The sequence below is a fragment of the Inediibacterium massiliense genome, from assembly GCF_001282725.1.
In the GTDB taxonomy this organism is placed as follows: Bacteria; Bacillota; Clostridia; order Peptostreptococcales; family Thermotaleaceae; genus Anaerophilus; species Anaerophilus massiliensis.
Genome location: NZ_LN876584.1, coordinates 252,795 through 274,523 on the forward strand (window position 1 = coordinate 252,795; position 21,729 = coordinate 274,523).

Annotated in this window: 21 protein-coding genes; all 21 read left to right on the plus strand. The window is 29.8% G+C overall.

Features of this window, described 5'->3' with window-relative positions:
• The first annotated feature begins 331 nt into the window (after nt 1-331).
• The 21 genes from dnaA (at nt 332) to eutL (ending at nt 21,725) form a co-directional block, all read left to right on the plus strand.
• Nucleotides 332-1,672 (plus strand): chromosomal replication initiator protein DnaA, encoded by a 1,341-nt coding sequence (gene dnaA, locus BN2409_RS02725; protein ID WP_053955126.1) that lies wholly within the window; start codon nt 332-334, stop codon nt 1,670-1,672.
• 233 nt (nt 1,673-1,905) lie between these two features.
• Nucleotides 1,906-3,009: a DNA polymerase III subunit beta gene (dnaN, locus tag BN2409_RS02730; protein ID WP_053955127.1), complete on the plus strand. Its 1,104-nt coding sequence runs from the start codon at nt 1,906-1,908 to the stop codon at nt 3,007-3,009.
• 71 nt (nt 3,010-3,080) lie between these two features.
• The gene (locus BN2409_RS02735) at nt 3,081-3,290 is read left to right on the plus strand and encodes an RNA-binding S4 domain-containing protein (RefSeq protein WP_053955128.1); all 210 of its coding nucleotides are present in this window, start codon (nt 3,081-3,083) and stop codon (nt 3,288-3,290) included.
• Between the two features lie 20 nt (nt 3,291-3,310).
• Nucleotides 3,311-4,420 carry a DNA replication/repair protein RecF gene (gene recF, locus BN2409_RS02740; RefSeq protein WP_053955129.1) on the plus strand — a complete coding sequence of 370 codons (1,110 nt, stop codon included), beginning with the start codon at nt 3,311-3,313 and terminating at the stop codon, nt 4,418-4,420.
• Between the two features lie 85 nt (nt 4,421-4,505).
• Nucleotides 4,506-4,826: an extracellular matrix regulator RemB gene (remB, locus tag BN2409_RS02745; RefSeq protein WP_053955130.1), complete on the plus strand. Its 321-nt coding sequence runs from the start codon at nt 4,506-4,508 to the stop codon at nt 4,824-4,826.
• Nucleotides 4,827-4,918: 92 nt separating this feature from the next.
• A complete protein-coding gene (gene gyrB / locus BN2409_RS02750; protein WP_110942908.1) occupies nt 4,919-6,829 on the plus strand; it encodes a DNA topoisomerase (ATP-hydrolyzing) subunit B in 1,911 nt (636 codons plus the stop codon).
• A gap of 15 nt (nt 6,830-6,844) precedes the next feature.
• Nucleotides 6,845-9,280, plus strand: a complete 2,436-nt coding sequence (gyrA, locus tag BN2409_RS02755) for a DNA gyrase subunit A (RefSeq protein WP_053955131.1) — start codon at nt 6,845-6,847, stop codon at nt 9,278-9,280.
• Between the two features lie 105 nt (nt 9,281-9,385).
• Complete coding sequence (locus BN2409_RS02760; protein WP_053955132.1) at nt 9,386-9,706, plus strand: STAS domain-containing protein; 321 nt, start codon at nt 9,386-9,388, stop codon at nt 9,704-9,706.
• Between the two features lie 45 nt (nt 9,707-9,751).
• Nucleotides 9,752-10,165 carry an ATP-binding protein gene (locus tag BN2409_RS02765; protein ID WP_053955180.1) on the plus strand — a complete coding sequence of 138 codons (414 nt, stop codon included), beginning with the start codon at nt 9,752-9,754 and terminating at the stop codon, nt 10,163-10,165.
• Nucleotides 10,165-10,959: a SigB/SigF/SigG family RNA polymerase sigma factor gene (locus tag BN2409_RS02770; RefSeq protein WP_053955133.1), complete on the plus strand. Its 795-nt coding sequence runs from the start codon at nt 10,165-10,167 to the stop codon at nt 10,957-10,959. The genes BN2409_RS02765 and BN2409_RS02770 overlap by 1 nt, the downstream gene beginning before the upstream one ends.
• Nucleotides 10,960-10,979: 20 nt before the next feature.
• The gene (locus tag BN2409_RS02775) at nt 10,980-11,393 is read left to right on the plus strand and encodes a bacteriohemerythrin (RefSeq protein WP_053955134.1); all 414 of its coding nucleotides are present in this window, start codon (nt 10,980-10,982) and stop codon (nt 11,391-11,393) included.
• Between the two features lie 526 nt (nt 11,394-11,919).
• Complete coding sequence (locus tag BN2409_RS02780; protein ID WP_053955135.1) at nt 11,920-12,891, plus strand: polyprenyl synthetase family protein; 972 nt, start codon at nt 11,920-11,922, stop codon at nt 12,889-12,891.
• Nucleotides 12,892-12,992: 101 nt separating this feature from the next.
• Nucleotides 12,993-14,045 carry a polysaccharide deacetylase family protein gene (locus BN2409_RS02785; RefSeq protein WP_053955136.1) on the plus strand — a complete coding sequence of 351 codons (1,053 nt, stop codon included), beginning with the start codon at nt 12,993-12,995 and terminating at the stop codon, nt 14,043-14,045.
• A gap of 389 nt (nt 14,046-14,434) precedes the next feature.
• Complete coding sequence (gene eutS / locus BN2409_RS02790; RefSeq protein ID WP_053955137.1) at nt 14,435-14,785, plus strand: ethanolamine utilization microcompartment protein EutS; 351 nt, start codon at nt 14,435-14,437, stop codon at nt 14,783-14,785.
• A gap of 10 nt (nt 14,786-14,795) precedes the next feature.
• Nucleotides 14,796-15,224 (plus strand): EutP/PduV family microcompartment system protein, encoded by a 429-nt coding sequence (locus tag BN2409_RS02795; RefSeq protein ID WP_053955138.1) that lies wholly within the window; start codon nt 14,796-14,798, stop codon nt 15,222-15,224.
• Nucleotides 15,225-15,243: 19 nt separating this feature from the next.
• Nucleotides 15,244-15,819, plus strand: coding sequence for an ANTAR domain-containing response regulator (locus BN2409_RS02800; protein WP_053955139.1), 576 nt, complete (start codon nt 15,244-15,246; stop codon nt 15,817-15,819).
• Nucleotides 15,820-15,830: 11 nt separating this feature from the next.
• A complete protein-coding gene (locus tag BN2409_RS02805) occupies nt 15,831-17,246 on the plus strand; it encodes a sensor histidine kinase (RefSeq protein ID WP_053955140.1) in 1,416 nt (471 codons plus the stop codon).
• A 97-nt stretch (nt 17,247-17,343) separates the two neighbouring features.
• Nucleotides 17,344-18,774, plus strand: coding sequence for an ethanolamine ammonia-lyase reactivating factor EutA (gene eutA / locus BN2409_RS02810; protein ID WP_053955141.1), 1,431 nt, complete (start codon nt 17,344-17,346; stop codon nt 18,772-18,774).
• 19 nt (nt 18,775-18,793) lie between these two features.
• Nucleotides 18,794-20,158 carry an ethanolamine ammonia-lyase subunit EutB gene (locus BN2409_RS02815; protein WP_053955142.1) on the plus strand — a complete coding sequence of 455 codons (1,365 nt, stop codon included), beginning with the start codon at nt 18,794-18,796 and terminating at the stop codon, nt 20,156-20,158.
• Between the two features lie 27 nt (nt 20,159-20,185).
• Nucleotides 20,186-21,058: an ethanolamine ammonia-lyase subunit EutC gene (eutC, locus tag BN2409_RS02820; RefSeq protein ID WP_053955143.1), complete on the plus strand. Its 873-nt coding sequence runs from the start codon at nt 20,186-20,188 to the stop codon at nt 21,056-21,058.
• A gap of 13 nt (nt 21,059-21,071) precedes the next feature.
• Nucleotides 21,072-21,725, plus strand: coding sequence for an ethanolamine utilization microcompartment protein EutL (gene eutL / locus BN2409_RS02825; protein ID WP_053955144.1), 654 nt, complete (start codon nt 21,072-21,074; stop codon nt 21,723-21,725).
• Nucleotides 21,726-21,729: the final 4 nt, after the last annotated feature.

A 21,729-nucleotide genomic window follows, 5' to 3' on the forward strand; every position in this document is an offset into this window, starting at 1 on the left:
ATTAACTTTATTCACTTTTATACACAACCTGTGGATAAAAGTGTGCATAACTTTTATTATTTCTATAGATTTTCTCTTTTTCTCCATATTTTTTGTGTGCATATTTTTTTTTCATTTCTTTTATTTTTGTGTATAACTTTATAAACTTTTATACTTCAAAACATTTATCCACATACTTATTCATTTCCTAGTTTATAAATTTTATACGATTCTTTTTTTATTTTTTTATGACTCATCCACATTTTCTGTGGATATTTTGTGGATATTTGTCTTTTTTATATTAAAAAATATTTTTTGATTTGTCAAAGCTCTCATGAAGGAGGTTATTTTTATGAACAATTACCTATCAGAAATATGGGAAGAAGCCTTACACCTCATAAAAACAGAATTAACAGAAGTAAGTTTTAATACATGGCTAAAACCCATAGAACCTTTAAATATAAATGGAAAAACAATTGTACTAGCTGTCGCAAATGATTTTTCAAAAGGGATTTTAGAAGCTAGGTATGCCACTTTAATTATCAATGCAATCAAACAAATCACAAACGAAGAATATTCTCTTGTATTTACAGTACCAGGAACTGAAGTATATCTAAAAGCTTCTCAATCTCAACCTACAAAACAAATCAATAAAGATAGCTTTGACACTTTAAATCTCAATCCAAAATATGTTTTTGATACTTTCGTAATAGGAAACAGCAACCGTTTTGCTCATGCAGCTTCTTTGGCAGTTGCCGAATCCCCTGCCAAAGCCTATAATCCATTGTTTATATATGGAGGAGTAGGTCTTGGAAAAACCCATTTAATGCATGCCATCGGTCATTTTATATTAGGCCAAAACCCTAATGCAAAGGTAGTATATGTATCTTCTGAAAAATTTACAAATGAACTTATTAATTCTATTAGAGATGATAAAAACGTAGAATTTAGAAATAAATATCGTAATGTAGATGTCCTCCTTGTAGATGATATTCAATTTATTGCTGGAAAAGAACGGACTCAAGAAGAATTTTTCCATACCTTTAATGCTTTACATGAAGCAAATAAACAAATTATTATTTCTAGTGATCGGCCACCAAAAGAAATCCCTACATTAGAAGACAGATTAAGATCTAGATTTGAATGGGGACTTATTACAGATATTCAACCTCCTGATTTAGAAACTAGAATTGCCATTTTAAGAAAAAAAGCAGAAATTGAAAATATAGACGTTCCAAATGAAGTCATGCATCATATTGCAAAAAAAATTCAATCCAATATTAGAGAATTAGAAGGCGCTTTAATTAGAATTGTAGCTTATTCTTCCCTTACCAATAAAGAAGTAACCATTGAGCTTGCTAGCGAAGCATTAAAAGATATTATTGCATCTAGCCAGCCTAAACAAATTACAGTGAATTTAATCAAAGAAACAGTATCTGAACATTTTGGAGTAAAATTAGAAGATTTTAACTCTAAAAGAAGAACAAGATCTATTTCATATCCAAGACAAATTGCTATGTATTTATGTAGGGAGCTTACAGATTTATCTTTACCTAAAATAGGGGATGAATTTGGAGGACGGGATCATACTACCGTAATTCATGCTCATGAAAAGATTTCAAATGACATTGAATCTAAACCTGAATTTAAAACAAAAATAGATACAATTATAAAAGACATAAAAGGAAAATAATACACAAGGATCTGTGTTTATTTTCTTGATAATGTGTTTATAACTTATGCTCTTATAAATTTGCTATGTATATGTGGATAACTAGGCCCCATCTATTCACATTTTATTATTGTCCACAAATAAGTACTGGACTTAGTTAAAAGACTTATCCACAAATTCACAGGCCCTACTACTATTACTACTAAAAATTTATATTTATTTATTATATATATTCAAAAGGAGGTTATCCACAGATGAAAATAATCTGCAATCAAAAAATATTATCTTCAAGTATAAATATTGTTCAAAAAGCTGTTTCATCAAAAACAACAATGCCTATATTAAAAGGAATTTTAATAGAAACATATAAAGATGGTTTAAAATTAGTAGGTACAGATTTAGAAATTGGGATTGAAAAATATATGCCAGCAGAAATTTTAGATCAAGGATCAATTGTATTGTCTGCAAGATTATTAGGAGATATTATTAGAAAGCTTCCTGATGAGGATGTTGAAATAGAAGTAGATCAAAATAATCATGTGATTATAAGATGTGCAAACTCCGAATTTACTTTATTAGCACAACCATCCTTAGAATTTCCAGATCTTCCTCAAGTGGAAGAAGATAAAGTTTACAAACTTCCTCAAGACCTTTTAAAAAATATGATTAAACAAACTGTATTTGCTACAGCCATAGATGAGACAAGACCTATTCTTACAGGAGTATTGATGGAAATTTACGATGAAAGAATCAATATGGTTGCTTTAGATGGATATAGACTTGCTTTAAGACAAGGAAATATAAAAAACATAGACAATAATAAAGCTGTTATTCCTGCAAAGACGTTAAATGAAATCAATAGAATTTTGATGGAAGAGGAAAGTACAGATATAGATATTTTCTTTACAGAAAATCATGTACTTTTTCATATGAATGAAATTAGAGTGACTTCAAGATTGTTAGATGGAGAATTTATAAACTATAAACAAATCATTCCAAATGAATACAAATCTAGAGCAAAAGTAAATACAAAGAGTTTGCTAGATAGTATAGAAAGAGCATCACTTCTTGCAAAAGAAGGGAAAAATAATTTAGTAAAATTGTCTGTAAAAGATGAATGTATGACTATTACTTCTAATGCAGAAATTGGAACAGTTTATGAATCTGTATCTATTCAGCTTGAAGGAGAAGATATAGATATTGGATTTAATTCAAAATATTTTTTAGATGCTTTGAAGATAATAGATAGTGAGGAAATTTATTTAGAGTTTACAACAAGTGTAAGTCCATGTATAGTAAAGCCAGCGGATCATGAAAACTATACATATTTAATTCTACCAGTAAGATTAGTAGGATAGATGTAAGGAGTTCTCTAAAAAATTAAGAGAACTCCTTACTTTCCTGCACGATATTAAAAGGAGTGATTTTTATGCAAGAGTTAAAAATTGACGGAGAATATATTCAGTTAGATAAAGCTTTAAAACTTGCAGATACAGTACAAACAGGAGGACATGCCAAATTTTTGATTCAAGAAGGTCTTGTAAAAGTCAATGGAGAAGTAGAATATAGAAGAGGAAAAAAATTAAGAAATGGAGATATAATATCTTTAGAAAATATAAAAATCCTTATTAGAAGTTAAAGAATCAAGGGGTGCATGTGGTGTATTTGAACAATTTAAAAATCATTCATTTTAGGAATTATCATCAACTTGAGATTGATTTTCATCCTAAAATAAATGTATTTGTAGGAGATAATGCGCAAGGAAAAACAAATATATTAGAAGCTATTTATGTAAGCAGTACGGGAAAATCTTTTAGAACCAATAAAGACAGAGAATTAATAAAATTTGATAAAGAAAAATCTTACATAAAAGTAGAAGGAAAGAAAAAATATACAGATATTACTGTGGAAGTAAAATTAGAAACAACTAAGAAAAAGCAAATGAAAGTAAATGGTATGATACTTAGTAGAAATACAGATATTTTAGATAATATTTATGCAGTTATTTTTTCTCCAGAAGATTTAAAATTAGTAAAAGAAGGTCCTTCTGAAAGAAGAAGATTTTTGGATATGGAAATTTCTCAAATAAAGCCTAGGTATTTTCATAATTTAAATCAATATAACAAAGTATTGATGCAAAGAAATAATCTTTTAAAAAAAATACATAACAGAAAATATATGGATATGCTTGAGATATGGAATGATCAGCTTGCAGAATTAGGAAGTTATTTAATACATGAAAGATCTAAGTTTATTCAAAGGATGATGCCTCTTAGTCGTTTGATTCATAGAAAAATTACTGAAAATAAAGAAAATCTTGAAATTAAATACATAGAAAGTATTCCTATGAAAAATACATTCAAAGAAACTATAGAAGATTTTAAAGAAAAATTAAAAAAATCATTAGAAGAAGATATACAAAAAGGAACCACTACTATGGGTCCCCATAGAGATGATCTAGGAGTTTTTATCAATGGAATGGATATCAGAAATTTTGGATCACAAGGACAGCAACGAACTTCAGCTTTATCTTTAAAACTTGCAGAAATTGAACTCATTAAGGGAGAAACTTCTGAATATCCTATTTTACTTTTAGATGATGTTATGTCAGAATTAGATATTAATCGACAAAAATTTTTAATACAAACTTTAAAAGATGTTCAAATATTTATTACTACAACAGAAATTAGTTATTTGAATGAATTAGATCAAAATAAAGGAATTATATTCTCTGTAAAAAATGCAAAAGTTCAACAGGAAAGAATATAAATTTTCTTGTATGATAAAATTTGCTTTTATATGTTCAGATAAAAGGTTATAATATAGTTTGGAGTAATTTTAAGGAGGCGTTCTCATGTTTCTTCATTTAGGGAAGGATATAGTAATCCCTATTCAAAATATCATATCCATTATTGATGCAGATTCCATTCAAAAGTCAAAATATAGTAAAGAATTTTTTAAAACTGCTGAAGAAGAAGGTTTTGTTATAAAAATATCTGATGAAAAAATAAAATCATATGTGATTACGGAAGAAGTACAAATAAAAAGAAAAGGAATGGAAAAAATAGTAAAAACGATTATATACTATTCACCTATCTCATCCATCACCCTTCAAAAAAGATCTAATTTTATAGATGAAATTCATAATTCAAAGGATAGCTGTGTAAATAGGTAAAAATCAAATTTTTAAAAGATGACGGAAAATAAGGGATAAAAAGTCCCTAGCTTTTTTGTGTGATATGAATTCACAAAGTAGGGGGTAGACAAATGACAGAACAAATCAAACAAGAATATGGTGCGGAGCAGATCCAAGTACTCGAAGGATTAGAACCTGTTCGAAAAAGACCAGGTATGTACATAGGGACTACAGGACCTAAAGGACTTCATCACCTTGTTTATGAAATTGTAGACAATAGTATAGATGAGGCTTTAGCTGGATATTGTAGTGTGATAGAAGTAGTGATAGGAAGAGAAAACTCTATAAGAGTCAAAGATAATGGAAGAGGAATGCCAGTAGATCTTCACCCTAAAATGGGAAAACCTGCTGTAGAAGTTATTCATACAGTACTTCATGCAGGAGGAAAATTTGGAGGTGGAGGATACAAAGTATCTGGTGGACTTCATGGTGTAGGAGCATCTGTTGTAAACGCCTTATCGGAATGGATGGAAGTAGAAGTAAGAAGAGATGGAAAAGTTTATTATCAGAGGTATGAAAGAGGAAAAACTGTTACAGAACTAAAAGTAATAGGTGAGTCTGACTATACAGGTTCTAAAACTAGATTTTTACCAGACAAGGAAATATTTGAGGATACAAATTTTAAATTTGAAACATTAGAGCATAGATTAAGAGAGATGGCTTTTTTAAATAAAGGAATTAAAATTAAATTAATTGATGAAAGAGAAGAAAGTGAAAAAGAATTAGTATTTCATTATGAAGGTGGAATCAAGGAATTTGTAAAGCATTTAAATAAAAACAAAGATGTTATTCATCAAAGTGTTATTTATTTTGATGGAAAAAAAGAAAATTCAGAAGTAGAAGTAGCTATGCAATATACAGATAAATATGTAGAAAATATTTATGCTTTTGCAAACAATATTAATACTCATGAGGGAGGAACACATCTTATTGGATTTAAATCAGCTCTCACTCGTGTAGTAAATGATTATGCAAGAAAAAATAATATATTAAAAGAAAAAGAAGAAAACTTAATGGGAGAAGACATTAGAGAAGGACTTACTTGTGTCATTTCTGTAAAATTAACAGAACCTCAATTTGAAGGACAAACAAAGACAAAGCTTGGGAATAGTGAAATGAGAGGAATTGTAGAAGCTGTAACTACTGAAGCTTTGCAGGGATTTTTCGAAGAAAATCCACAAGAAACAAAAGTGATTATAGAAAAATCTATAAAAGCTGCTCGTGCTAGAGAAGCTGCAAGAAAAGCTAGAGAGCTTACAAGAAGAAAAGGCGCATTAGATGGACTATCTCTTCCTGGTAAGCTTGCAGACTGTTCAGAAAAAGATCCAGCCCTTAGTGAAGTTTTTTTAGTTGAGGGAGATTCAGCTGGAGGATCTGCAAAGCAAGGTCGTGATCGAAATACCCAAGCTATTCTTCCACTAAGAGGAAAAATATTGAATGTAGAAAAAGCAAGATTAGATAAAATATTAAACTCTAATGAGATCAGAGCTATGATTACAGCTTTTGGGTGTGGAATAGGAGAAGAATTTGATATTTTAAAATTAAGATATCATAAAATAGTAATTATGACAGATGCGGATGTAGATGGTGCTCATATTCGAACATTGCTACTTACATTCTTTTATAGATATATGAAACCTTTGATTGAAAACGGATATGTATATATTGCTCAGCCTCCTCTTTATAAAGTGAAAAAAGGAAAAAAAGAATATTATCTTTATTCAGATCGAGAACTTGAAAAGTTATTACTAGAAATAGGAAGAAATGTAGATATCCAAAGATACAAAGGGTTAGGAGAAATGAATCCAGAACAGCTATGGGATACTACTATGGATGCAGAAAGAAGGACATTAGTTCAAGTCACTGTAGATGATGCAGTAGCTGCGGATGATGTTTTTACAACCCTTATGGGAGATAAAGTAAAGCCCCGAAGAGACTTTATTGAAGAAAATGCAAAACATGTAAGCAACTTAGATGTGTAGTGAGGGGGAAATGTAATGACCGAGGAAAAAAGTAAAATTATTCAGATTGACATAGAAGAAGAAATGAAAAAATCCTATATTGACTATGCTATGAGTGTAATTGTAGGACGAGCTCTTCCTGATGTTAGAGATGGTCTAAAACCTGTACATAGAAGGATTTTATATGCTATGAATGAACTAGGCATGACTCCTGAAAAACCTCATAGAAAATCTGCTCGTGTGGTAGGGGACGTTTTGGCCAAGTATCATCCACATGGAGATAGTGCCGTTTATGATGCAATGGTAAGAATGGCTCAAGATTTTTCTATAAGGTATTTATTGGTAAATGGACAAGGAAACTTTGGCTCTATTGATGGAGATGGAGCTGCTGCTATGCGTTATACAGAAGCCAAAATGACAAAAATAGCATTAGAAATGCTTAAAGATATTGGAAAAGAAACGGTAGATTTTACACCAAACTTTGATGGAGAGTTAAAAGAGCCATCTGTACTACCAAGTAGATTTCCAAACCTTTTAGTAAATGGTTCTAATGGAATTGCTGTAGGTATGGCAACATCTATTCCTCCTCATAATTTAGGAGAAGTAATTGATGCAACTATTAAACTTATAGATGATGAAGAGGCTAATGTAGAAGATTTAATACAAATTGTGAAAGGTCCTGATTTTCCTACAGGTGGAATTATTATGGGAAAAGAATCTATCAAAGAAGCTTATAGAACAGGACAAGGAAAAGTAATTGTAAGAGGTAAAGCTGAAATTGAGCAAACCAATAAAGGTAAAAATCAAATTATTGTAACAGAAATTCCATATCAAGTAAATAAAGCAAGACTCATTGAAAAGATAGCAGAGCTTGTTCGTGATAAAAAAATTGAAGGAATATCTGATTTAAGAGATGAAAGTGATAGAAAAGGTATGCGTATTGTCATTGAACTCAAAAGAGATGCCAATGCCAATGTTGTATTAAATAAATTATATAAGCATACACAACTTCAAGATACTTTTAGTATTATTATGATTGCTTTAGTAGATAATGAACCTAAAATTTTAAATCTATATAATATGATTTATTATTATTTAGAGCATCAAAAGGATGTTGTCACAAGAAGAACACAATATGATTTAAACAAAGCTGAAGATCGAGCACATATATTAGAAGGGCTTAAGGTGGCTCTAGATCATATTGATGAAGTGATTAAGCTGATTAGAGGATCTAAAAATGTAGCTGAAGCGAAAGAAGGGTTAATTACAAAATTTGGTTTATCTGAAAGGCAAGCACAAGCTATATTAGATATGCGCCTTCAAAAGCTTACAGGACTTGAAAGAGAAAAAATAGAAGCAGAATATGAGGAATTAATTCAACTTATTAATTATTACAAAGAGATTCTTGCCAATGAAAAACTTCTTTTGAATATTATTAAAGAAGAATTACTAGAAATTAAAGAATCTTATAATGATAAGAGAAGAACAGCTATTACAGCTGCCTTAGATGAAATAGATATGGAAGATTTAATTGACGAAGAAGAGGTAGCGATTACTCTTACTCATCTTGGTTATGTAAAGAGACTTCCAGCAGATACTTACAAAAGTCAAAGAAGAGGTGGAAAAGGTATTACAGGTCTTACTACACGAGAAGAAGACTTTGTAGAAACATTATTTATTACTTCCACTCATAATTATCTTCTTTTCTTTACAAACAGAGGAAGAGTATATAGATTAAAGGCTTATGAAATTCCAGAAGCAAAAAGACAAGCAAAAGGAACTGCAATTGTGAACTTGCTTCAACTTCTTCCAAATGAAAAAGTAACAGCTGTGATTCCAGTTAAGACATTTGAAGAAAATCAATTTTTATTAGCAGCTACTCAAAGAGGAATCATCAAAAAAACTGATCTTTCTCAATTTGATACATCTAGAAAAGCAGGCTTAATTGCTATTAATTTAAGAGAAGATGATGAATTAATCAGTGTGAAATTAACAGATGGCAATAAAGAGATCATGATGATTACTAGAGATGGAAAAGCTATACGCTTTCAAGAAAAAGATGTAAGAGATATGGGAAGAGCTGCTATGGGCGTAAAAGGTATGAGTCTTGATGAAGATGATATAGTAGTGGCTATGGAGTTAGTAGAAGAGGGTAGTGATTTATTAGTAGTCAGTGAGTTTGGCTTTGGAAAGAGAAGCTCCCTTGAAAATTATCATAGTCAAGCTAGAGGTGGAAAAGGGCTTATTACTTATAATAAAAAAGAAAAAACAGGTAAATTAGTAGGAGCAAAAGTAGTAACAGACGACGATGAGATTATGATCATTAATAAAAGCGGAGTGATCATACGCCTTCAAGTAAATGAAATTCCAACTATGGGAAGAATTACTCAAGGTGTAACTCTTATGAGAGTAGATGAAGATGATTATATTGTTTCTATTGCAAAAGTCATTCCAGAAGCAGAAGAAGAGTAAACACGCAAAAGTATATGACTTTTGCGTGTTTTTTTTGTTTTGTATAAAAAATAGTGGGTAAAAATATACTAAAAATATGTGTACGAATGAAAGCGGGGTTTTGTTATGTCTATTCATATTCAAACAAACTATCAAAAAGAGGAAAATGTTTGGCTTGTAAATCTTCAGGGAGAGATAGATATTTATACGGCAAATCAAGTAAAAGAAAGCTTAAATAAAATATTAGATGAACAAATGACGGATTTAAAAATAGATTGCTTTGAACTTACTTATATAGATAGTACAGGGTTAGGGGTATTGATAGGAATTTTAAAAAGATTAAAAATAGAAGAAAAGAATATAAAAATTATAAATCCAAGACCTAATATTTCAAAGCTTTTTCATATTACTGGATTAGATAAAATTTTTTTAATAGAAGGGGAATAAAAATTTATGGAGAATATAAAAAGTACAGAAAAGGTGGAGAAAAAAATGGGAGATCATTTCTCAATGTCAGTTCCGAGTAAACCAGAATATGTAAATGTCATTCGTTTAACAGCATCTGCAATTGCTTGTCGAATGGGATTTAATATAGAACAAATTGAAGATATAAAAGTGGCTATTGCAGAAGCTTGTACAAATGCTATTAAACATGGGATAAATAACGGAGAGCAAAATTTTAAAATTGAGTTTTTAGTAGATGAAGAAAAAATAGAAATTCATGTAGAGGATGAAGGTTATGGATTTTTATGTAGTGAAATTGAAGAACCTGATTTATCAAATCCAAAAGAAGGAGGGCTAGGTATATTTATCATTAAATCTTTAATGGATGATGTGCAAATAATGTCTAGCGTTGGAAAAGGAACTAAAATTACAATGATCAAATATCTAGGGGATGATCTTTAATGAAAAATATTTCTCGTGCTGTTCTAAATATAGAGACCAATTCCCTAAAAGATTTAAATGAAAAAGAACTTTTTCAATTATATCGGGATCAGAGGGATAAAAGTATAAGAAATGAGTTGGTCCATAGGTATTTATATATAGCTGAAATTTTATCAAAAAAGTATATCAATAAAGGAATTGAATATGAAGATATTTATCAAATTGCATCTTTAGGCCTCATCTTTGCTATTGAAAGATTTGATATTACAAAAGGATTTGAATTTTCAAGTTTTGCAACACCAACTATTATAGGAGAAATAAAAAAATATTTTAGAGATAAGGGATGGACCATAAGAGTTCCTAGAAGAATACAAGAGCTTTCTAAAAAAATAAATCTAGCTAAAAATATGCTTAGCCAGACCCTTCAAAGAACTCCTAAAGTGATAGATATTGCACAGTACTTAGGATGTACAGAGGATCAAGTATTAGAAGCTATGGAAGCAAGTCAGGTTTATACACCTCAATCTTTAGATGTAAGCTATGATACAGGTGGAGATGATAAAGATGTACAGCTTAAGGATTTAATAGGATCAGATGATAAAGATTTTGATATGATGGAAAATAAGGATTTTATCAAAAAAAGTATGAATAATATGAATGAAGCGGAAATAAAAATCATAAAATATAGATTTTTTGACAACCGAACACAAACAGAAACAGCAAAATTATTAAATGTATCTCAAATGACAGTATCTAGAATGGAAAAGAAAATTATCGAAAAATTTAGAAAAGAATTAAATAAAACAGAATTATAAGAATTAAAGGAGAGAAAAAAATGTTTGAATGGAGAGATGAATATAGTTGTGAAGTAGGTGAAATTGATAAGCAACATAGACAGCTTTTACAAATTGGATCAAAATTGTATGGAATATTGACATTAAAAGATAGTGAAGATCGATATGATGAGATTATGGAAGTTTTACATGAATTAAGTGATTATACTGTATATCATTTTGATTATGAAGAAAAATTAATGGAACAACATGGTTACGAGAATATAAAAAGTCACAAAAGACAACATAAATCTTTTGTAAATAAGGTTATTCAGTTGCAAAATCAAGATATTGAGGAAAAACAAAAAAGAATTACTTTAGAAATGATTAAATTTATAGCAGATTGGATTGAAAATCATATTTTAGTTACAGATCACAAATATAAAGAGTTTTTTCATGAAAAAGGAGTTTATTAATTCCAGATATTTTAGTTTTTTTGTATAAATATGTTTTACGTGAAACAATTTTAAAAGAGCAACTATTTCTATTGTTGCGAGCTTGTAGACAAAGTCATAAAAAACGTCACTCATTTTCAAATTTGGAAAATATAAAGAAACGCTCGAAAATAGCATTACAAACTCGCTATGCTCAAACAGTGTAATGCTAATCATTTTCTTACGTATTCTATATTTTCACAAATTCTCAATAAATGTTCCTTGTTTTTATGACTTTGCTAAACAATACTTTGTCAACAGTCTGGCAACTATTACTATAGTTGCTTTTTTATATTGTTTAGCAAATTATATAACTGAATAAATCATGACAACTTTAGAAAGTTATATTTTCATCAAATTTTAAGCAACGGAAATCATGAATGAAATGAAAAGATTTCGTTGGCGCCATGAGCAGTTCCGATAGGAACATGCGAATTTTTTATGTTTATAAAAGTCAATATTAGTAAATACTCTATAAATAATCATTTATAGAAAGTAGGTTTAAAATTTGTTAAAAACGATAAATAAAATAAATATTAAAGAAATAGAAGGTATGAAATGGTTTGAAGAAGAGCTTGATCAATTTATAAGAAATAGTAGTCAAAATATATATGATATTTGTAAAAACAATGTATTATCAGGAGGAAAAAGAATTCGTCCAGCTCTTTTATTATCTTCTTCACTATGTTTTGGTCCATTAGTAAAGGAAGCTGTGATGGCATCTGTAGCATGTGAATGTATTCATATGGCATCATTAGTACATGATGATATTATTGACCTGTCCCATACAAGAAGAAATAAGCCTACGATTCATATAGAACATGGAAATCATGTAGGTGTTTTAGTAGGAGATTTTTTATTTGCAAAAGCCTTTGAAGTTTTGAGTCAATATGGACTTTTTCAAAGTTTGGAGATTTTAGTAGATGCAATTAGTAAAATGTGTGATGGAGAAATTGTACAAGCAAAAAATAAGTTTAATATTCATCAAACCAAAAAAGATTATTATGAAAGAATTTATAAAAAAACAGGAGTTTTGTTAGCTGCTTGTACTCAAATTGGAGGAATCATAGGAGGAGCTTCTATTACTGAAGTGAAGGCATTAAAATTATATGGTGAAAACGTCGGATATGCGTATCAAATTATAGATGATATTCTAGATTTTACAGGGAATGAAAAGGTATTAGGAAAACCAATAGGAGCGGATTTAAAAGAAGGAAATATAACGCTTCCTATTATCAAGTTGATGGAAAATGAAGGATATAAAGAATGGATAGAAGAAATGATAAAAAAAGATGAAATAGAAAATAGGTATACAGAAATTGTACAACTTTTGAAAGAGCATTATATTTTACAGAAAACATATGATGAAGCTATATACTTTATAGATCAAGCCAGAAAAAATTTAGAATCTATAAAAGATTCGAGCTATAAATATTTTTTAATGGAAATAACGGAACAAATGATCAAAAGGAAAAAATAATAGATGAAAATCATCTGTTATTTTTTCCTTTTTTGTATTATTATAGTATAGTGTGAATCAAACATATTTATGAATACAGAGATAGATGAAAGGGGAAAATTATGAAAAAATATATATCAAGTATGATGATTGTATTTATTTTAATGATGTGTATACCATATGAAGCAAAAGGACAAACCATTATTCATACGGTACAAATTAAAGAATCTGATTATGACAAAGAAGATCTAGATGTACCTTTATGGGTATTTGAAAAGGAAGGGTTTGTAGTTGAAGTAAGAGAAAAAGATATAATGCTTACGAATCTTTCATATACAGGGAATTTTCATATAGGAAGAAATAATATAGAATCAGAAAATCAAAAGTTAATACTTTATATACCGATTAACAAAATAAATGACAGATTATATGTAAAAAAATCTATAGCGGATTCTATATTAGGAGAAAATCTATATGCTGAGGAAGTGCCTGTACTTTTGTATCATCATTTATTAAAGGAATATAACAATAAAGATAAAGAAAATGTATGTGTGTTATCTATAGATGAATTTCATAGGCAAATGAAATTATTACATGATAAAAAATATTATACGGTTACATTAAAAGAATTAAAGCGTTTTATTAAAGGAGAAATTCTTCTTCCTAAAAACAGTATAATGATTACTTTTGATGATGGATATAAAAGCAATACAGAATATGGTTATCCTATTTTAAAAAAATATAATTTTAAAGGAGTTATTTTTGCAATTACAGGTTTAATAGAAGATAAAGATCTTCCTTTTTCTCCTTATAAAATGCAACATATAGATTTTAAAAGTATGGATAGTTATAAAGATGTTTTTGAATTTGCCAGCCATACACACAAGATGCATGCAGTAGATGAATATGATCAAAGCTATTTAGTATCTAAGCCTAAAGAAGAAGCTGTGAAAGATCTTAAAAAAAGTATGGAGCTTTTAGATACAAAAGCAATTGCTTATCCATATGGTCAATATAGTGTAGAAACTTTCAGAATGCTAAAAGAACTTGAATTTGAACTTGGCTTTACTATTTGGGATGGAAAAGTCAAAAAAGGAGATCATCCTTTTATTTTAAACAGAATTAGTATTTATTCATATACTACATTAAAAGAATTTGAAAAGATGATTCAATAATTTATAATAGGTTGTTGAATAACTAAAATTACTAATAAAAAAAGTCGCCCATTTTCTAGTATTATATTAAGAGCTAACAAAACAATCTTTAGAAAGGGCGACTATAATGATAATAGAAATGAATAAGACTCAAGGGTTTACTTGTAATAAATAGGAAATTCACACAAAAAGCATATACCTAAAAAATTTAATTATTCACTAAACTATATAAAGTAAAAATATTTGTAAAAAAATGTTGTATCTGAAATATAAAAATGTTATAATAATTATATTAAAATATGTATTGCACAATGGGGTGCATAAAAATGAGCAATGGAGCTTGCAAGGAAAACGATGTCTTTCTTTGTCAAGCTCTTTTTTTATAAATGAACTCTTAGAAGGGTGATAAAATGAAAAATAATGAAAAACAAAGAGTAATACAAGAATATGTTCCAGGAAAACAGGTTACCCTGGCACATTTAATAGCGAACCCTCAAGAAAATATATACAAAAAAATTGGTCTTTGTGGAGAATATCATGATGCGATAGGGATTCTTACAATTACTCCTAGCGAAGCAGCTATTATTGCAGCTGATGTAGCGACCAAGTCTGCTGGAGTAGAAATAGGTTTCGTAGATCGTTTTAGTGGATCTTTAGTAATTGTTGGAGATGTATCTAGTGTAGAAGCTGCCTTAAAAGAAGTATTAAATTTATTAGAAAATACATTATCTTTTACCCCTACACAAATTACTAAATCTTAGGAGTGTCAAAATGAAAAAAATTATGCTGGTAGGAAAAAGTGGCAGTGGAAAAACTACACTTATGCAAGTTTTGAATCATTATGATATTGAGTATCAAAAAACTCAGACAATAGAATATGAAAAGAATATTTTAGATACTCCAGGTGAATATATAGAAAATGTAAGATTTTACAATGCTTTGATCACATCATCTTATGATTGTGATATAATTGGCTTCATAAATGATTGTACAGATGTGGAATGTATTTTCCCTCCTAAATTTGCTTGTATTTTTACAAAACCTGTTATAGGTATTATTACAAAAATAGATGAAAACCATAAAAATGTTATTAGAGCGGAAGAATGTCTTGTTCAAGCAGGGGTAAAAGAAATTTTTCCAGTAAGTGCTCTTCATAATAAAGGGATAGAAGCATTAAAAAAAATTTTAGGATGCATATAGACCTAAAGGGGGAGAAATAATGAAAAAAAGGATAGTAATAGCCGATGATGAACCTATTACTAGAATGGATATTAGAGAAATATTAGAAGAGGCTGGATACGATGTAGTAGGCCAAGCTTCTGATGGGTTTGATGCGATTGAATTATGTAAGAAATTTAAACCTAATTTGGTTTTAATGGATGTAAAAATGCCGCTCTTAAATGGAATGAAAGCAGCAAAGGTTATCAAGGAAAAAGACCTTGCAGATTGTATAGCATTATTGACAGCATACAGTAGTAAAGAATTTGTAGAAGAAGCAAAAGAAATAGGAATAATGGCATATATCGTTAAGCCTATAGATGAAAGAAATTTACTTCCAGCTATAGAGGTAGCTTTGGCTCAAAGTGAAGAGATTCAAAAAATTAAAGGGGATATAGAAAAAACAAAAGAAAAATTAGAAGCAAGAAAGTTAATTGAAAAAGCAAAAGGAATACTAGTTAAAAACCATAGAATATCTGAAGATGAAGCTTATAATAAAATTAGGAAATTAAGTATGGATAAAAGGCATCCAATGCAGATGATTGCTCATGCAATTATTATGAATAATGGACTTTAAGAGGAAAACATATGTTAAGACATTTATGTAAACTTTATACAGAGCTTCAAGATGAAGATATTCAAAGGTTGAAGGATATAGAAAAAAAGATTTTGTTTATTGCAGATTTATTAAGAGCAGATGTATTTATAGATTGTTTAACAAAAGATCCTGATAAAGCTGTAGTAGTAGCAGAGGCTAAGCCTACCAATAGTGCGTCTATGTATGATAGATGGGTAGTTGGAGAGTTTGCTTGTAGAAAAGATGAACCAGCAGCTTTAAGAACTTTAAATATAGGAATTCCAACAAGAAATTTAAAAGCCGTTACACAAGAAAATAAAACAGTGATTCAAAATACAGTTCCTATTAAAAATGATGATGGAAAGATTATTGGAGTGATTATTACAGAGCAAGATGCAAGTAAAATGATTAAAACGCATAAACAAATGGATATTTTATCAGAAACTACAGAACAATTAACGGAAACTTTGGTTGCTTTTCAATATTATAATGAACATAATATTACGCAACATATTCACGAAGGAATTGTAACTTTTAATAAAAAAGGAATTGCCACATATGTAAATCCAGGAGCAATAGAAATATATAAAAAAATAGGTTATCAAGATGATATTATAGGAATGAATTTTAATAATTTAGTTTTAGATAAGACTTCTTTTCAAAAGATTATACAAGAGAAATTTTGTGAAACATCTGAAGTAAATTTTGGGAATTTCTCTTTTCAAATTAGATATGCGGTCACAACACAAAAGAATATGGTAGATGGTGTAAATATGTTGATAAAAGATATAACGGAGGAAAAGAAAAAAGAAAAAGAATTAATTTTAAAATCTGTGGCCATAAAAGAAATACATCATAGAGTCAAAAATAATCTTCAAACTATAGCAAGTTTGTTGAGACTTCAATGTAGAAGGATTGACAATGATTTAGTTAAAAAAGCTTTTCATGAAAGTATTAATAGAATTTTAAGTATTGCACTTACTCATGAATTGTTGGCTCAAAATGGTGTAGATCATGTAGATATTAAGACGATTATATGTAAGTTAAAAGATACTACTATTAATTATGGGATGGATCCAGAAAAAGATATTGCAATAGAGGTAGAGGGAGATCCTTTTCTCGTGAATTCAGATCAAGCTACATCTATTGCATTAGTAGTCAATGAATTATTGCAAAACTCAGTAGAACATGCTTTTAAGAATCGAAAAATAGGTACTATACAAATTAAAATTAAAAGAGGGACTATTTCTTCAACTATATCTGTCATAGATAATGGAGTGGGGTATCATGTAGATGATATTCGAGAAAATAGTTTGGGACAAAATATTGTCAAACAAATTGTAAAAGACAAGTTAGAAGGAAATATTACTATAAAGTCTGATAAAAATGGAACTAAAGTGGTATTTGATTTTAAAAATGAATCATAAACACAATGAAGTGTTTAAAAAGGCAAAGGAGCCAAAGAGATATTTAACATAAATATCTTTTTGGCTCCTTTGTTTTTGAAAGAGAGGAGGATGTTTCATGAAAGAACATATACTCAGTGTGGGGATTGATATAGGTACATCTACAACACAATTAGTTTTTAGTAGGATTACAATTGAAAATATGGCGTCTGCAGCTTCTGTACCTAGAATCAAGATTGTAGATAAGGAAGTTGTTTATAGGAGCGATATTTACTTTACTCCATTATTATCAGAAAAAGAAATAGATGGATTAGGCGTTAGAAAAATTATAGAAAAAGAGTATGAAAGGGCAAATATAAAACCTACAAAGGTAGATACAGGAGCAGTTATTATTACAGGAGAAACAGCAAGAAAAGAAAATGCAAAGGAAGTATTAAAAACACTAAGTGGTTTAGCAGGAGATTTTGTAGTAGCAACAGCAGGTCCAGATTTGGAAGGAATTATTGCAGGTAAAGGTTCTAATGCTGCAAAATTTTCAAAAGAAAAAGGTTCAACAGTTATTAACTTAGATATAGGAGGAGGAACTACTAATATAGCTGTTTTTAAAAATGGTGAAGCTATTGATACAGCTTGTTTAGATATTGGAGGAAGACTGATTAAATTAGATCCAACTACCTTAGAGGTAAAATATGCTTCAGAAAAAATCAAGAAATTAAGTCAAACATTAGGAATCCATATCGTAAAAGGAGAAAAAATCAAAAAAGATGATCTAAAAAAAATTACAGATAAAATGGCACAAGTATTAGAAGAAGTGATAGGTGTGAAGGAAAAATCTTCAGCATTAGATCTTATGCTTACAGATCATGATTTAAGAAGAGATTATGTTATTGACTATGTTTCCTTTTCTGGAGGAGTAGCAGATTGTATTAAAAAAGATTACAAAGAGCTATTTTCCTATGGAGATATAGGGATATTACTAGGCAAATCTATACTAGAATCTGAAATTATTGATAAAAAAAATATATATGAATCTATAGAAACTATAAGAGCAACTGTAGTAGGAGCAGGTACTCATACTACAGATATTAGTGGAAGTACTATAACTTTTACAGAAAAGGTCTTACCTCTTAAAAATATACCTATTTTAAAGCTTACTAAAGAAGAGGAAAGAATGCCTGTTGAAAAATTAAGTGAAATTATTGCTCATAAGTTAAAGTGGTTTCATTTAGAAGATGAAAAACAGCAAGTGGCATTATCCTTTAAAGGCATGAAAAATAGTAGCTTTGAAGATATACAAAATATATCTAAAGGGATTATAAAAGGAATGGATACCATTATAAAAATGGATGGCCCTTTGATTGTAATTGTTGAAAATGATATGGCAAAGGTACTAGGACAAACATTAAAAAACCAACTACATTTTAAAAAAGATGTAGTTTGTATAGATTCAATAAAGGTTGAAAATGGAGATTACATTGACATTGGCAATTCATTAGCTAATGGAAAAGTAGTTCCTGTAATTGTTAAAACTTTACTATTTAGTTATTAAAGTTGAGAGGAGAGAAAATATGAGACTAAAGACCAAACTTTTTGGAACTGTATATCAGTTTCAAGATATCAAGGAAGTACTAGCAAAAGCCAATGAAGAAAAATCAGGAGATAAGCTTGCTGGTATTGCTGCAGAGTCAGTAACAGAAATGATTGCAGCCAAAGAAGTACTTAGTAATTTAACACTTAAAGACTTGAGGAATCATCCAGTAATTCCTTATGAAGAAGATGAGGTAACAAGAATTATTCAAGATGGAGTAAATGAAAAAATCTATTCAGAAATTAAAAATTGGACAGTTTCAGAATTAAGGGAATGGATTTTAGATCATAAAACAACAGGAGCAGATATAAGAAGAATTAGTAGAGGTCTTACAAGTGAAATGGTTGCAGCAGTTGTAAAAATTATGTCTAATTTAGATCTTGTATATGGAGCTAGTAAAATACGAGTAACTGCTCATTGTAATACAACAATAGGACTTCCAGGAACATTATCCTTTAGACTTCAACCCAATCATACTACAGACAATTTAGATGGGATTATGATTTCTTTATATGAAGGATTAAGCTATGGAGCTGGAGATGCAGTAATTGGCTTAAATCCTGTAAATGATACAGCAGATAGTGTATATAACGTATTAAAGATGTTTGAGGAGATCAAACAAAAGTGGAGTATTCCAACACAAAATTGTGTACTTGCTCATGTAACTACTCAAATGGAGGCAATCAAAAAAGGAGCTCCTTCTGATATGATTTTCCAAAGTATAGCTGGAACACAAAAAGGAAATGAAGCCTTTGGTTTATCAGCAAAATTATTAGAAGAAGCACAAGAACTTGTATTGAAAGAAGGAACATCTACAGGACCTAATGTCATGTATTTTGAAACAGGACAAGGATCAGAGCTTTCTTCAGATGCTCATTATGGAGTAGACCAAGTAACCTTAGAAGCAAGATGTTATGGATTTGCAAAAAAATTCAGTCCGTTTTTAGTAAATACAGTAGTTGGTTTTATCGGACCAGAATATTTGTATGACAATAAACAAGTTACTAGAGCAGGACTAGAGGACCATTTTATGGGTAAATTAACAGGTATTCCAATGGGTGTAGATGCTTGTTATACAAATCATATGAAAGCTGATCAAAATGATATAGAAAATCTATCAGTGCTTCTTGCAGCTGCTGGATGCAATTACTTTATGGGAATTCCCCATGGAGATGATATTATGCTTAATTATCAATGTACAGGATATCATGAAGCGCCTACATTAAGAGAAATATTAAATTTAAGACCTATTAAAGAATTTGAACAATGGCTTGAAAAAATGGGCATTTATGAAAATGGAAGATTAAGCAAAAAAGCAGGAGATGCATCTATATTTTTAAAATAAATGGTGAAAAAGTAAGGAGGGAAGAATATGATTTCACAAAAAGATATTAAAAGTATTATTGAACAAGTACTGAGTGAAATGAATGAAAAGAATGAAACAATACAAGAACCATGTAGTGTAGAACAACCTTGTATAGATGAAAATATCAAAGATATTACAGAAATAGATTTAAGAAAAGAATTATTAGTTCCTAATCCAGAAAATAAAGAAGTATATTTACATCTAAAAGAAACTACTCCTGCTAGAGTAGGAATATTTAGGGCTGGGCCAAGATATAAAACACAAACATTACTAAGATTTAGAGCTGATCATGCGGTAGCACAAGATGCTGTTTTTACAGATGTTTCAGAAGAGTTGATTGAAGATATGAAACTTTTTAGCATAAGTACAATGTGTCATGATAAAGATGAGTATTTGACAAGACCAGATTTAGGAAGAAAATTTGATGAGGACAATAAAAAAATAATTCAAGAAAAATGCGTAAAAAACCCACAAGTACAAATATATATTTCGGATGGGTTAAGTTCAACAGCCATAGAAGCCAATGCAAAAGATGCCTTAGCTTCTATTATGCAAGGATTAAAAGAATACAATTTTAAAATAGGAACACCATTTTTTGTGAAATATGGTAGAGTACCTGCCATGGATTCTATATCTGAAATATTAGATGCAGAAGCTACTGTTGTATTAATAGGAGAAAGACCAGGACTTGCAACAGGGGAAAGTATGAGTTGTTACATGGCTTATAACGCAAAGGTAGGTATGCCTGAATCTAATAGAACAGTCATTTCTAATATTCATCAAGGGGGAACACCAGCTGTTGAGGCAGGAGCTCATATTGCAGAAATTATTAAAAAAATGATTGATCAAAAAGCAAGTGGATTAAATTTAAAATTGTAAAGGAGGTAAAATTATGCGTAATGATCCAATACGTCCTAATGTATTGAGTGTCAAATTAATACCAAATGTAGACATGGCTATGGCAAAAAAATTAAATTTAGAATCAGGACATAGAAGTATAGGAATTATTACTACAGATTGTGATGATGTAGGGTATACGGCTTTAGATGATGCTACGAAAAAATCAGATGTAAAAGTAGCTTATGCAAAATCTTTTTATGGTGGAGCTGCCAATGCAAATACAAAATTAGCAGGAGAATTTATAGGAATATTAGCAGGACCAAATCCTGCAGAAGTAAGAAGTGGATTAAATGCTGCAATAGATTTTATAGAAAATGAAGCTTGCTTTTATAGTGCAAATGAAGATGATTCTATTGCATATTATGCTCAATGTATATCTAGAACAGGATCTTATTTATCCGAAGTGGCAGGTGTCCAAGAAGGAGAAGCATTAGCATATTTGATTGCTCCTCCAATAGAGGCAATGTATGCTTTAGATGCTGCATTAAAAGCTGCAGATGTGAAATTGGCTGAATTTTATGGCCCCCCTTCAGAGACAAATTTTGGTGGAGGCTTATTAACAGGAAGTCAGTCAGCTTGTAAAGCCGCTTGTGATGCATTTGCAGACGCGGTGAAATTTGTTGCAGACAATCCAACTAAATATTAGAGGA